This is a genomic window from Streptomyces sp. NPDC096323, assembly GCF_040302845.1.
Classification (GTDB): Bacteria; Actinomycetota; Actinomycetes; order Streptomycetales; family Streptomycetaceae; genus Streptomyces.
Genome location: NZ_JBEOSI010000011.1, coordinates 1 through 13,424, shown reverse-complemented (window position 1 = coordinate 13,424; position 13,424 = coordinate 1). Strand labels below are relative to the sequence as shown.

Below are 13,424 nucleotides of genomic sequence, written 5' to 3'. Positions count from 1 at the left end.
GCACGGGCGTCGAACTACCCAACAGGGGCGGTGACTTACATGATCCTGGCAGCTGAGAAGGGCGACATCACCACCATCATCGGCGGAATCGCCCCGAACTGGGGCCCGTTCGGGACCTTGGGCAACGAGGCCCGCGTCATGATCGAGGTCGTGATGGCGATCTCGATCCTGCTCTGCCTGGGCATCGCCGTCTGGGGCGCGGCCAAACAGCGCATCGGCGCGACGGCCCTGCGCGACACGTTCAGTGCGGAACAGGGCAAGGGGCTGATCGTCGCGGGCCTGACCGGTGTGTTCATCATCGGATCGCTGGGGACCGTGTTCACCATCGTCTACGGGATGGCCGTCTAACCACCCGTCGACCCCACGCCCAGGGGCAGTCCCGCCCACCCTCACCATCCGTCCGTCGTGCCCACCGGCAGAGGTTGCGTCTCCCTGATGACGAGTCACCACACCGCCTCCGCGCGGCAACCAGCACGGCTACCGTCGTACAAAGACACGGTTCAGGCAACGCTTGAGGGGGCGTACGCGGCATGAGTCACGACGACGGCTACGGCAGCGACTCGGGGCGTACGGGCGACGGCTACAGCACCCTCGGCGGCACCCGCCAGACCCGCACCCGCCTCCCCGACGGCGAGGGCGGCGACGGCTACGGCCCCCGCCGCCCGGCGCGCAGTTCGCGCTCGCTGGTGACAGTCGTGGGCGTGATCGTCCTGCTGCTCGCGGCGATCGCGTTCGCCAACATGGGCGGTGGCGACGGGGACGGCGGGAACGGTGCCTCGGGGAGCAACGGCAAGAAGACGGATGCTGCGCCGACCGCCCCTACGGGGACGAAACCGGTGACGGGGACGAACGGTGAGATCCCGTCGGGGTTCGCGCATGACGAGCAGGGGGCGCAGAGCGCGGCGTCCAACTTCGCGGTCGCGCTCGGCTCTGTTGGAATGTTCACGAAGGATCACCGTCACGCCATCGTGGACAGCATCTATACCTCTGGCGCCGCGAGCAAGCTCAAGGGCCCGCAGGACGCTGCGTACTCACCCGGCTTTCTTCAGAAGCTGGGCCTCGATGCCGAGGGGAATGCGCCGCAGGGCAACACATTCGTTTCGCGAACGATCCCCGTAGGCACCAAGGTCGAGTCTTTCGGCGGCGATACAGCCAAGGTATCGGTCTGGTACACGGGGCTGATCGGCATGTCCGGTCCGGGTTCGACCGACCCCGTCACTACCTCGTGGAAGACCTGGACCGTCGAGCTCGCCTGGACGGATGGCGGCTGGAGAGCCGTCAGCGACACACAAAGGGACGGACCCGCCCCCGTCCCCGGCGATGTGGCCGCTTCCAGCTCTGACGAGATCAGCAAGGCTGTCGAGGAATACGGAGGCTTCACTTATGCCAGGTAGCCCTCGGTTCGGCGTTCGAGCCATCGTCACCGCCCTGGCTGCGGTACAGACAGCCGCTGTCGTCTTCTCCGCGCGTGCCGTCGCCGCGCCCACGCCTTCTCCGTCCCCGAGCCCGAGCAACAAGGCCTGCGACCTACTCATCGGGCCCGCCAAGAACTACTGCGAAGGCGGCGACGCAGCCGCCCCCAAGTCCAACCTCCCCGACAGCGTCGACCCCGCCCTCGACCCCCTCACCTCCCTCGGCCGCGGCTGCGCCGACGCCGCGGCGTGGATCGTGGGCAAGCTCAGCGAGGCCGTCAAAAGCACCGCCAACGTCGACTTCACCAACACCCGCTTCCTCCAGCAGTACGCGATCGTCTTCGCCGCCTCCACCGTGCTGACGCTCGTCCTGTGGCTGCTCGCCGTAGCCAAGCGGGCGATCCGTGGCGTGCCGCTCACCACCGCGATCTCCGAGGCCATCGGGTTCCTGTGGCTCACCGTGCTCGCATCCGCGTTCACGCCGCTGATCCTGTACACGATCGTCTCGGCCACCGACGGCGTCACCGAGGTCATCTCCTCGTCCTCCGGCGGGCAGACGGACGTCTTCTTCGGGTCGTTCGCCGACGCGCTCAAGAAGGACGCCGACATCGGCGGCGGGCCGATCATGCTTATCGTCGTCTCGCTCGTGTCGATCCTCGCCGCAGGCATCCTCTGGCTGGAGCTCGTGATCCGCGCCGCCCTGCTCTACGTCGGCGCCCTCCTCGGAACCGCCGTGTACGCCGGGCTCGTCGACAAGAACATGTGGGGCCACGTACGCCGCTGGGCGGGCATCATGATCGCCGTGATCATGGTGAAGCCCGTCATCGTCATCGTGCTCGGGCTGGCTGGCGCGCTGTCGTCCGACGACGGGCCCGACGCGTTCTCGGCCGTCGTGTCCGGGCTGGCGATCATCCTCCTCGCCATCTTCGCCTCCGGCATGATCTACCGCTTCGTCCCCGGCTTCGGCGACGAGATCCAGGGCGCCCGCACCAACCGCAAGCAGGCCACCGACGGCTCCCAGGCCGCCGCGATGATCAGCTCACCGGCCGCTCTCGTCTCGCAGGGCATCAAGACCCACAGCAGCCGCGGCGGCGGCCAGGACGGCGGCGGTGGCAACAGCGGCGGCGGACGGCCCTCCAACCCGGTCAGCGGCGGAGTCGCCGCACACAGCTCCCGTAACTCCGGGAGCGGGGTCGGCGGCGGATCTGTCCCCTCCGCCGCACCTCCGCCCCGCAGCGGTTCGGGCCCCACCTCCGGCACCCCGCACGGCAGCCGGGGCACACGCGGCGGATCAGGCAGTTCAGGTAACAAGAGCACAGGAGGTGGCGGGCGTTGAGCACCCAGTCCCATCCGATCGCGCCCCGCCGTACGTATCTCATCGGCCGCGCCCGGCCGAACGCGATCGTCGGCAAGAACCGCGAGACGGGCGAGATCGCCCTGATCATCGGCGGCGCGTTCCTCGGCATGATGAGCGGGCTGCTCGTCCCGGTCCTGTCCCTGCGGATCGTGCTGCTCACCGGCTTCCCGCTGCTCGCGCTGGCGATCGTCTACGTCCCGTACAAGCACCGCACCTTCTACAAGTGGTTTGAGATCAACCGCAGCTTCAAGCGCTCTCTGCGCCGCGGCACCACCTACCGCTCCTCCGCCATGGAAGCGGGCGTCAGCGCCGACGGCCGTGAGGTCGAGATCGGGCCCCCGCCCGGCATCGGCCGGATCAACTGGCTGGCCGCCCCCTTCGGGCCCGACGAAATCGCCGTACTGCTCCACGCCGACCGCCGCACCGTCACCGCGGCCATCGAGATCGAGGGGCCCGGCGTCGGGCTGCGCGACAGCGAGGACCAGGAAGCACTCGTCGACCGCTTCGGCACCCTCCTCAAGCACGTGGCCAACGGCGACGGCTTCGTCACCCGTATCCAGATGCTGGCCCGCACCCTGCCCGCCGACCCCGACGCCCACGCCAAGGACGTCGCCCAGCGCGGCGACAAGACGTCCCCGGGCTGGCTGCAGGAGTCGTACGAACAGCTCCAGTCCATGGTCTCCACCTCCAGCGAGCAGCACCGCGCCTACCTCGTCGCCTGCATGCACTTCACCCGCGAGCTCGCCGCCGAGGCCAACGCCATGGCCCGCGCCGCCCGCCCGCACGCCGGCCGCAAGCTCGACCGGGACGCCGGACTCGCCGTCGTCATGGCGCGCGAGCTCACCGACATCTGCGCCCGCCTCGCCGAAGCCGACATCCGGGTCCGCCAGCCGCTCGGCCAGAGCCGGCTCGCCTCCCTCGTCCATTCGATGTACGACCCCGACCACCCCATCGACCACATCCAGGCCATGACGAAGCGCAACGCCTGGCCGGCCGAACTCGACGCGGTCGAGCCGACGTTCCTCCAGGCCAAGACCCGCGAGTCGTCGACCCGCGCCCCCTGGTGCCACTCCACGGCCTGGGTGAAGGAGTGGCCGATGACACCCGTCGGCGTCAACTTCCTCGCCCCGCTCCTCGTCCACACCCCCGACGTGATCCGTACGGTCGCCGTCACCATGGACCTCGAGCCCACCGAGATCGCCATCGAGCGGATGCTCACCGAGAAGACCAACGACGAGGCCGAGGCCAGCCGCCAGGCCAAGATGAACCGCACCGTCGACCCCCGCGACATCGCCGCCCACGGCCGGCTCGACCAGCGGGGTGAAGATCTCGCGAGCGGCGCGGCCGGAGTGAACCTCGTGGGGTACATCACCGTGTCCTCGCGTTCGCCCGAGTCGCTCGCCCGCGACAAGCGGACGATCCGGGCCTCCGCCGGAAAGTCGTATCTGAAGCTCGAATGGTGCGACCGCGAGCACCACCGCGCCTTCGTCAACACCCTGCCCTTCGCCACCGGCATCCGCCGCTAGCCCACCCGTCCGCGACACCGAGACCGCGACACCGAGAGGGAGGTCAGTCACGCCATGCGAGATCCGCTGTCCGCGTTGTCGGACGCCTTTACCGCCTTCCTCTTCGGGAAGGTGGAGACGACCCGGCTGCCCGTCCGCACCTCGACCGGCCAGGCCCAGGCGGTCTACCTGCCCACCGCCGCACCCGGCCTCGGCGACTCCGGCGTGATCATCGGCCGCGAGGTGTACTCCGGCAAGGGCTACATCTACGACCCCTTCCAGCTGTACGGACAACAGCTCCCCGCCCCGCACTGGCTGGTGCTCGGCGAGTCCGGCAACGGCAAGTCCGCGCTGGAGAAGACCTACGTGCTGCGCCAGCTCCGCTTCCGCGACCGCCAGGTCGTCGTCCTGGACGCCCAGGGCGAGGACGGCGTCGGCGAATGGAACCTCATCGCCCAGGAACTGGGCCTGACCCCCATCCGCCTCGACCCCACCTCAGCGCTCAACGGCGGCATCCGCCTCAACCCGCTCGACCCCGCGATCACCACCACCGGGCAGCTCGCCCTGCTGCGCACCATCATCGAAGTCGCCATGGGCCACGGCCTCGACGAGCGCTCCGGCTTCGCCCTCAAGGTCGCGCACGCCTACGTGAACGAGACCACGACCGACCGCCAGCCCGTGCTCATGGACATCGTCGACCAGCTGCGCCACCCGGAACCGGAATCCGCCCAGGCGATGAACGTCGACATAGACGACGTACGGGCCTGGGGGCTGGACGTCGCCCTCGTCCTGGACCGGCTCGTCGACGGCGACCTGCGCGGCATGTTCGATGGACCGACGTCCTTCGGCATCGACCTCGACGCCCCGCTGATCGTCTTCGACCTCTCGCACATCGACCGCAACTCCATCGCCATGCCGATCCTGATGGCGATCGTCGGCGTCTGGCTGGAGCACACCTGGATCAGGCCCGACCGCAAGAAGCGCATCTTCCTGGTGGAGGAGGCCTGGCACATCATCAACTCGCCCTTCGTCGCCCAGCTCTTCCAGCGCCTGCTGAAGTTCGGCCGACGGCTCGGCCTCTCGTTCGTCGCCGTCGTCCACCACCTCAGCGACGTGGTCGACGGAGCCGCGGCGCGGGAAGCCGCAGCCATCCTGAAGATGGCCTCGACCCGCACGATCTACGCCCAGAAGGCCGACGAGGCCAGAGCCACCGGCCGGGTGCTCGGGCTGCCCCGATGGGCGGTCGAGATCATCCCCACGCTCACCCCCGGCATCGCCGTCTGGGACGTCAACGGCAACGTACAGGTCGTCAAACACCTGATCACCGAGGCCGAACGCCCCCTCGTCTTCACCGACCGCGCCATGACCGAGTCCTCCGCCGTCGACCTCCTCCCGGAGGACGTACGCGCCGCCGAACTGGAGGCGGAGCAACGCGCGGCGCGCATCGAGAACCAGCAACGGCTGAACGAGTCGTCCGAGTCAACGGTGGCATGACATGACGGGTGCGGGGCGCGGCGACGTACGCAACGGCGGCAGCGGGAGCAGCGCCGGCGGCATCCCCGACGGGCTGCTGATCGGGCTGCTGCTCTTCCTGCTCGGACTGACGCTGCTGGCCTGGACGGCCACCGGTCTCGCCGGCCTCCTCGCCCACGGCGGCTGGCCCGAGGCCGTCACCCTCGCCGAGACCCCGCTGGCCATGCGCCGACTGGTGGGAGCTCCGCACGACCTGCCCGCCGCCTGGCCCACCACCCCGGCCGGCGAGCTCTCCGGGTACGGGCTGTTCTGGGGCCTGTTCATCGGCGAACTCATGGTGCTGGTGGTGCTGACGGTGTTCGTGATGGGCGTGATCGCCCGCTGGCGAGGCGTACGGGCCCGGCAACGCGCCGAGCGGCTGGGACAGCGGAACGAGCCCCCGCAGGAGTACGTGGACGAGGCGCGGGCCGCCCACCGGGAACCCGCACCCGCCCCACCCGTCACCGAGCGGGCCGCCCCGTCGGACACGACCCACCAGCAGGTCACCGAACAGGCGGCCCCTGCTCCCCTCCCGCCCATCGTCCCTTCCCCCCGCACGCCCCTCGTCGTCTACGGCCCCGCCGCCACCCGCCGGCCCACCGCCGTCCAGGCCATCCGCGAGGCGGACGGGCCCGTGCTCGTCGTCACCTCCGACCCAAGCGTCTGGGCCGAGACGAAGGACGCCCGCGCCAAGCTCGGCCCGGTCCTCGTCTACGACCCCGGCCACCTCTGCGACACCCCGGGCCGGCTCCACTGGTCCCCCACCACCGGCTGCGAACAGTCCGACCGCGCGGCCGCCCGCGCCGCCGCGCTCCTCGCCCCGGTACGACCGCAGTCCCGCATCGACGCGGCGACGGCCGACACAGCGGAGACCCTCCTGCAGTGCTGGCTGCACGCCGCCGCGATCGACGGCCGCCCCTTCCGCCAGGTCCACCGCTGGGCCCTCGGCGGCAGCGCCCACGAACCGGTGCGCCTGCTCCGTACGCACCCCAAGGCGGCCTCCGGACTCGCCGGCCTGCTGGAATCCGCCCTCACCGCGCATCCCGAACGCCGCGAGATGGCCCAGGAGCTGACGGTACGGGCCTTCGGCGCCCTGTCCTCGGTGCACATCCGGGACGCCTGCACACCGAACCGCGCCGACGCGCTCGCGCTGGAATCCTTCGCAACCGAAGGGGGCAGCCTCTACGTGGTCGGCGAACCCATCGAGAGCCCGCGCTCGGGCCCGGGGGCGATGCCCCTGCTCACCGCGCTCGCCTCGGACGTGGTCGAGCACGGCCGCCGCCTGGCCGCACGGTCACCCGACGGCCGGCTCGACCCGCCCCTGACGCTCGTCCTCGACGACATCGCGGCCGTGGCCCCGCTGCCCCGGCTGCCGGAGCTCCTGGCGACCGGCGAGGACCAGGGGCTGCCGACGCTCGCCCTGCTCCGCTCCCGCGAACAGGCCCGCGCCCGCTGGACCGAGCAGCTCCAGACGCCCACCACCCTCTGAGCCAGGGCTCCAACCCCGTACGCCCCCCGACCCCACCCAACCCCCACACGCGTCACTGCGGCCGGCGCTGCACGGCGTCGGCGACGGCCGCGGTGACGAACCTGTCGACGGCTGCCGTGGCCGGCGGCCCGGGGGTCTCGCGGTCGGTGAACAGGAGATGCCCGCCGCCGACCAGGGACAGGGTGAGCGAGTCGATGTCGGCGTCGGCCGCGACCCGGCCCAGTTCGCGCTCGGCGGCCAGATAGGCGGAGACCGCGGTCGTGGCCTCGGCGAGAATCGCGATGCCCCCTCCCGGCCTCGCCTGCCGCAGCCGTGTGCGCAGCTCGGCCCTGAAGGTGATGAGCGGGATGATCGCCACCGGAATCGGTCCGAACAGGGTGGTCAGCGCGGACGTGAGGTTGCCGGTCACGGTGCCGGTACCGGCGGACTCGCTCAGCGCACGCGCCTGTGTTTCCAGCCGGGCGGCCCGGTCGAGCACGAGGTCGGTGAGGAAGGCGTCGAAGTCGGCGAAGTGGCGGTGCAGGACGCCTTTGGCGCAGCCCGCCTCGTCGGTGACGGCCCGGCTGGTCAGCCCGTTCGGTCCGTCCCGCAGCAGCACGCGTCCGGCGGCGTCGAACAGCTGCTGCCGCGCGTCGCGAAGGTGCACACCAGTCGGCACTCGCAGATCCTCTCGTGAGCCAGCCCGCCCGCACCGTTGTCGAGTGGGCGGGTGCCCACTAAGGTGGGCGCATGCCCATCCTACCGAGAGAGCAACCGGAACCAGCCCCCGCGAAGCCTCACGAGGCCCGGCGGATCGCCGAGTCGTTCGGCGTGGACGCACCACGCTACGACCAGGCACGGCCCGGCTACCCGGCCGCGCTGGTGACCAGGATCGTCGAAGGGAGCCCCGGCCCCGCCGTCCTCGACATCGGCTGCGGAACCGGCATCGCGGCCCGCCAGTTCCAGGCCGCCGACTGCAGCGTGCTCGGCCTCGAGCCCGACCCCCGGATGGCCGGCTTCGCGCAATCCCGCGGGCTGAACACCGAGGTGGCGACCTTCGAAGCCTGGCAGCCCGCGGGCCGGACGTTCGACGCGGTCATCGCCGCCCAGTCGTGGCACTGGGTGGATCCGTCCACCGGCGCCACGAAGGCGGCCCAGGTGCTGCGCCCAGGAGGACGTCTGGCCATCTTCGGCCACGCGTACGAACCACCCGCCGAAGTGGCCGAACCCTTCGCCGCCGCGTACCGGCGGGCGGCCCCCGACTCCCCGTTCGCCGGCGGACCCGCCCGACGCCCGCTCGCCGTCTACCGGGCGGCCTACGCGAAGATCGCCGACACGATCCGTGAGACCGGACAATTCGACGAACCGGAACAGTGGCAATTCGACTGGGAACAGACCTACACCCGCGACCAGTGGCTGGACCTGCTGCCCACCACCGGCGGCCTCACCGGGCTCCGCCCCGAGCAGCTGACCGCGATCCTGGACGCCGTCAAGGACGCCATCGACTCCCTCGGCGGACGCTTCACGATGCACTACACCACCCTGGCCACGACCGCCGTACACACCGGCACCGGCTGAACCGGCCGCTACCGGGGCGGGCCTTACGACGGCCTACGACGGACGCGCCACCGCGTACTCCAGCTCCTTGGCCGCCGGGTCACCCGGCATCGGCACGGTCTCCCCGGTCGGCACGAACCCGATCCGCCGGTAGACGGCCGCCGCCCGCGGATTGTCCTCGTGCACATACAGCCGTACGCGCTCGATCAACGGCTCACCCAGCGACCACGCCCAGTCCATCCCGGCCCGGAACAGTTCCTCCGCCACCCCCTTGCCCCGCTCCTCGGGCCGTACGAACACCCCGACCACATGGGCTTGATGGACCACCGCCGCCTCACCGAACCGCACCTCGTCCTCCGGCCGCTCGACCAGCACGGTCACCGTCCCCGCCCAGCTGCCGTCGGGCGCCTCGGCGACGAACTGCCGCACCCGGCCCTCGCCCTCCTCCGACCCACCGGCCGTCCGCTCCCGCCAGAAGTCGTCGGAGCGCTCCAGGGCCTGCTCGTACGTCTCCAGGAACGCCACCTGAGCGGCCGGATCCTGCAACGCCGCCAGCCTGAGTTCCTTCGCCGACCGCCACTCGCCGGCCCGCACGGCCCGTATCACGTAGTCCATACAACCGATCCTGACCGGCGCTCCCGCCCCCGCGCAATCGCATTCGGACCCGAAAGCCCCCGCGGCAAAAACGTCGTACCCCGAAAAGCCCCCGCAGCAAGGACGTCGCACCCCGAAAGCCCCGCGGCACCGGCGTCGTACCCCGGTACTACGTCCGCCGCCACGTCCCGCCCCAGGTCCGACGCCCGGCCGCCGCCCGCTCCGTAGCGTCGACCGCATGATCAGGGCCTACGAACTCACCAAACGCTACGGCGACACCACCGTCGTCCACGACCTCGACTTCACGGTCCGCCCCGGCACCGTCACCGGCTTCCTCGGCCCGAACGGCGCAGGCAAATCGACCACCATGCGCATGCTCCTCGGCCTGGACGCCCCCACCCGCGGCCGCTCCACGATCGGCGGACGCGCGTACGCCACCCACAGCGCGCCCCTCACCGAGGTCGGCGCCCTGCTGGAAGCCCGCTCCATCCACCCCGGCCGCACCGCCTTCCACCATCTGATGGCACTCGCCCACACCCACGGCATCCCGCGCAGCCGCGTCGAGCACGTCCTCGACCTGGCCGGGCTGACCGCCGTCGCCGGTAAGCGGGTCAAGGGCTTCTCCCTCGGCATGGGCCAGCGGCTCGGCATCGCCGCGGCCCTGCTCGGAGACCCGGCCACCCTGATCCTGGACGAGCCCGTCAACGGCCTCGACCCGGAAGGCGTGCTCTGGATCCGCAACCTGCTCAAATCCCTCGCGACCCAAGGCCGCACGGTCCTCGTCTCCTCACACCTCATGAGCGAAATGGCGCTCACCGCCGACCACCTCGTCATCATCGGCCGCGGCCGCCTCCTCGCCGACACCACGGTCGCCGACTTCGTCGCCAGGGCGGGAGGCAGCGCGGTCAAGGTCGTCACCCCCCAGGCCTCCGCCCTGCGCGAACTCCTGCGCGGACCCGGCATCGACATCACCGGTCCGAACGGCCCGGGCGCGTTGGAGATCCGCGGCACGGACTCCGCCCACATCGGACGCGTCGCCGCCGCCCACGCCATCCCGCTGTACGAACTAATCCCGCTCGCGGCCTCGCTGGAGCAGGCCTTCATGGACCTCACCCAGGACTCGGTCGAGTTCCGGATCGCCGCCCCCGAACCGACCGGAGCCCTCGCATGACCACCACGACGACCACCCCGCACCCCTACCGCGTCACCCCGGCCCGGGTGCTGCGCTCCGAGTGGCACAAGCTCCGCACCCTGCGCTCCAGCTGGATCACCCTGGGCTCCGCCGTCGCACTGATCCTCGCCGTCGGCATCGTCATGGGCACCACCTACACGTCCGCCGGCGGCGACTCGGACGTCGACACCGTCATCCTGGTCCTCTACGGCACCACCCTCGGCACCCTCTGCACGGTGGTACTGGGCGTCCTCGTCACCGCGGGCGAGTACTCCTCCGGCATGATCCGTGCCTCGCTCACCGCGGTCCCGCGACGCCTCCCGGTCCTGTGGGCCAAGGCGGCCGTCTTCACCATCACCGTCCTCGGCGTCATGCTGGCCGCCTCCCTGCTCACGTTCACCGTCGCGCAGCTCTTCCTCCACGACACGGACCAGGCTGCCGGTCTCACCGACCCCGGCATCCTGCGGGCAGTGGCGGGCAACGCCGTCGGAGCCACCCTCCTCAGCCTCATCGCCCTAGGACTCGGCGCCCTGCTCCGCTCGGTCCCGGGCGCCATCGGCGCCTTCATCGGAGGCGTCATGGTCCTGCCGGAGGTGCTCACCATGCTCCCGTACGACGCCGTCGAAACCGCCGTCCGCTACTTCCCCACCCAGTCAGCCGGCGTGCTGGGTTCCGCGACACCGCTCCCCGACGCCGCTTCCACCGGAGGGGCCCTGACCGCCCTCGTCCTGTGGGCGGCGGCCACCCTGATCGCGGCGGCCGCGCTCCTGCGACGCCGCGACGCATGACGCGGACGGGCCCGCACGCGAGGATGGACGAGTGACGGACGACGACATACACCGGCCACCGGGCGCCTTCCCGCTCACCGGGCACATCCAGCGCCTGTTCCAGCGCGTCCGCGCGTTCGACCGCCGCCGCCCCCTCGTGCGGGACGGACTGCTCACCATGTTCTGGGTCCTGTTCGCCGTCCTCGACGTCTCGTCGGGCGGCTGGCGCACGGTGGCCGTCGACCGGGACGTGCCGACGGCGCTGGTCCTGGCGATGAGCGTGGCCTTCTCCGCCCCGCTGCTGTGGCGCCGCAGCCACCCGCTGGCGGTGCTGCTGTTCATGGCGCCGTTCTCCCTGGCCAACGCGTGGACGGGGGCGGTCCTCCAGGCCGCCTTCCTCCAAGAGATCGTCGTCTTCAACGTCGCGGTCAGGCAGCCGATGCGCGCCCTGGCATGGTCGGGCGCGATCGTGCTCGCCCCGCTCGTCATCGGCTCGGGTCACTTCCCGGACGACTGGGACCGGATCGTCCTCCCTCACCTGTACACCTTCGCGTTCGCCGCCCTGGCCGGCATCCTGGTGCGTACGCGCAAGGAGTACACGGAGGCCCTCGTCGACCGGGCGGACCGACTCGAACGCGAACGCGACCAGCAGACCCAGCTGGCGGCGGCCGCCGAACGGACCCGGATCGCCCGGGAGATGCACGACATCATCGGCCACAACCTCTCCGTGATCACGGGCCTCGCGGACGGCGGCGCCTACGCCGCGGCCAAGAACCCGGAACGGGCCGCCCAGGCCCTGGACGCCATCGGCACCACCAGCCGCCAGGCCCTCACCGAACTCCGCCGCCTGCTGGGCGTCCTGCGCGACCACCCGGACCCGGCCGACCGCACCCCGCAACCCACCCTCGACGACATCGACGCCCTCCTGGACGGCGTACGCAGCGCAGGCCTCCCCGTACGCCTGCACCGCCACGGCACACCCCCGGCCGTCCCGCTCACCCCCGGCAGGCAACTCACGGTGTACCGAGTGCTGCAGGAGTCACTGACCAACACGCTGAAGCACGCCGGCACCGACCATCCTCTGGCCGCCGACGTCACTCTGACGTACCGTCCGACAGAACTGGAGGCCCTGATCACGGACAACGGCACCCCCAGCCCCACCACCCGCCCGCTCGACGGCAGCGGTCAGGGCATCACGGGCATGCGCGAACGCGCCTCCCTGTACGACGGCACACTCGAAGCCGGCCGGCCGCCCACCGCCTCGGGCTGGCAGGTGCGGCTCCGACTCCCCCTGGAGGACTCCCCCTCGTGACGACCGTGCTCATCGCGGACGACCAGCCGATGCAACGCTTCGGATTCCGCATGCTGCTGGAGAGCCAGGACGACATGACGGTCATCGGCGAAGCCGCCAACGGCCACGAAGCCCTCCAGCTCGTCGCCCAACACCAGCCGGACGTCGCCCTGATGGACATCCGCATGCCTCTGCTCGACGGCATCGAGGCAACCCGACGCATCATCAGGACCGGCTCCCGCACCCGCGTCCTCATCATCACCACGTTCGACCTGGACCGCTATGCGTACGACGGTCTGCGCGCCGGCGCCAGCGGCTTCCTGATCAAGGACGCGCTCCCGGAGGAGCTCCTTTCCGGAATCCGTGCCGTGGCCTGCGGCGACGCGGTAGTCGCCCCGAGCCTGACCCGTCGCCTCCTCGACGCATACGTACAACACCTGCCGCCCACCCCCGGCGGACCCGCGACCCCGGACGCACGGATCGCGAAACTCACCGACCGGGAACGGGAAATCCTCACCGTCATCGGCCGCGGCTGGACCAATTGGGAAATCGCCGAACGCTTCCACCTGGCCGAGTCGACCGTGAAGACCCACGTCTCGCGCATCCTCGCGAAAACGGGAGCCCGGGATCGCGTGCAGGCGGTCATCCTGGCGTACGACACCCACCTGGTCACGGCGGGCTGAGAAAACCCTGTAAACGCAGAAAAGCCCCGTGCCACAAGGGCACGGGGCTTAACTATCAAAAGGAGTTCGGCGGCGTCCTACTCTCCCACAGGGTCCCCCCTGCAGTA

13 protein-coding genes are annotated in these 13,424 nt (G+C 70.9%); 11 read left to right on the top strand and 2 right to left on the bottom strand.

The features are described from left to right. Window positions 1-39: 39 nt before the first annotated feature. The 6 genes from ABTX18_RS28165 to ABTX18_RS28140 all read left to right on the top strand — a co-directional run bounded on the left by ABTX18_RS28165 (window position 40) and on the right by ABTX18_RS28140 (window position 7,275). Window positions 40-348, top strand: a complete 309-nt coding sequence (locus ABTX18_RS28165) for a DUF8827 family protein (protein ID WP_136330506.1) — start codon at window positions 40-42, stop codon at window positions 346-348. 182 nt (window positions 349-530) lie between these two features. Then, a complete protein-coding gene (locus ABTX18_RS28160) occupies window positions 531-1,394 on the top strand; it encodes a DUF8175 domain-containg protein (RefSeq protein ID WP_352125583.1) in 864 nt (287 codons plus the stop codon). Continuing rightward, a complete protein-coding gene (locus ABTX18_RS28155; RefSeq protein WP_352125582.1) occupies window positions 1,384-2,748 on the top strand; it encodes a hypothetical protein in 1,365 nt (454 codons plus the stop codon). The genes ABTX18_RS28160 and ABTX18_RS28155 overlap by 11 nt, the downstream gene beginning before the upstream one ends. Beyond that, a complete protein-coding gene (locus tag ABTX18_RS28150) occupies window positions 2,745-4,295 on the top strand; it encodes an SCO6880 family protein (protein WP_352125581.1) in 1,551 nt (516 codons plus the stop codon). Before ABTX18_RS28155 ends, ABTX18_RS28150 begins: the two co-directional genes overlap by 4 nt. 54 nt (window positions 4,296-4,349) lie before the next feature. Beyond that, window positions 4,350-5,768, top strand: a complete 1,419-nt coding sequence (locus tag ABTX18_RS28145; RefSeq protein WP_352125580.1) for an ATP-binding protein — start codon at window positions 4,350-4,352, stop codon at window positions 5,766-5,768. Between the two features lies 1 nt (window position 5,769). Next, window positions 5,770-7,275, top strand: coding sequence for a P-loop NTPase family protein (locus tag ABTX18_RS28140; RefSeq protein WP_352125579.1), 1,506 nt, complete (start codon window positions 5,770-5,772; stop codon window positions 7,273-7,275). A gap of 52 nt (window positions 7,276-7,327) precedes the next feature. Here the strand turns inward: ABTX18_RS28140 and ABTX18_RS28135 are convergent, their stop codons facing one another. After that, window positions 7,328-7,933, bottom strand: a complete 606-nt coding sequence (locus tag ABTX18_RS28135) for a TetR/AcrR family transcriptional regulator (RefSeq protein ID WP_352125578.1) — start codon at window positions 7,931-7,933, stop codon at window positions 7,328-7,330. Window positions 7,934-8,004: 71 nt separating this feature from the next. Here ABTX18_RS28135 and ABTX18_RS28130 point away from each other — a divergent pair, with 71 nt between their 5' ends. Next, complete coding sequence (locus tag ABTX18_RS28130; RefSeq protein WP_352125577.1) at window positions 8,005-8,832, top strand: class I SAM-dependent methyltransferase; 828 nt, start codon at window positions 8,005-8,007, stop codon at window positions 8,830-8,832. 33 nt (window positions 8,833-8,865) lie between these two features. Here ABTX18_RS28130 and ABTX18_RS28125 read toward each other — a convergent pair whose 3' ends face one another. Beyond that, the gene (locus ABTX18_RS28125) at window positions 8,866-9,426 is read right to left on the bottom strand and encodes a GNAT family N-acetyltransferase (protein WP_352125576.1); all 561 of its coding nucleotides are present in this window, start codon (window positions 9,424-9,426) and stop codon (window positions 8,866-8,868) included. A 217-nt stretch (window positions 9,427-9,643) separates the two neighbouring features. On the opposite strand from ABTX18_RS28125, the gene ABTX18_RS28120 reads away from it, so the two are divergent. The 4 genes from ABTX18_RS28120 to ABTX18_RS28105 are packed head-to-tail and all read left to right on the top strand — an operon-like array spanning window position 9,644 to window position 13,317. After that, window positions 9,644-10,576: an ATP-binding cassette domain-containing protein gene (locus ABTX18_RS28120; RefSeq protein WP_352125575.1), complete on the top strand. Its 933-nt coding sequence runs from the start codon at window positions 9,644-9,646 to the stop codon at window positions 10,574-10,576. After that, on the top strand, window positions 10,573-11,364 hold the full coding sequence (locus ABTX18_RS28115; RefSeq protein WP_352125574.1) for an ABC transporter permease: 792 nt from the start codon (window positions 10,573-10,575) through the stop codon (window positions 11,362-11,364). The genes ABTX18_RS28120 and ABTX18_RS28115 overlap by 4 nt, the downstream gene beginning before the upstream one ends. Window positions 11,365-11,395: 31 nt before the next feature. Continuing rightward, window positions 11,396-12,655, top strand: coding sequence for a sensor histidine kinase (locus ABTX18_RS28110; RefSeq protein WP_503061222.1), 1,260 nt, complete (start codon window positions 11,396-11,398; stop codon window positions 12,653-12,655). After that, complete coding sequence (locus ABTX18_RS28105) at window positions 12,652-13,317, top strand: response regulator (RefSeq protein WP_352125573.1); 666 nt, start codon at window positions 12,652-12,654, stop codon at window positions 13,315-13,317. The genes ABTX18_RS28110 and ABTX18_RS28105 overlap by 4 nt, the downstream gene beginning before the upstream one ends. Window positions 13,318-13,424: the final 107 nt, after the last annotated feature.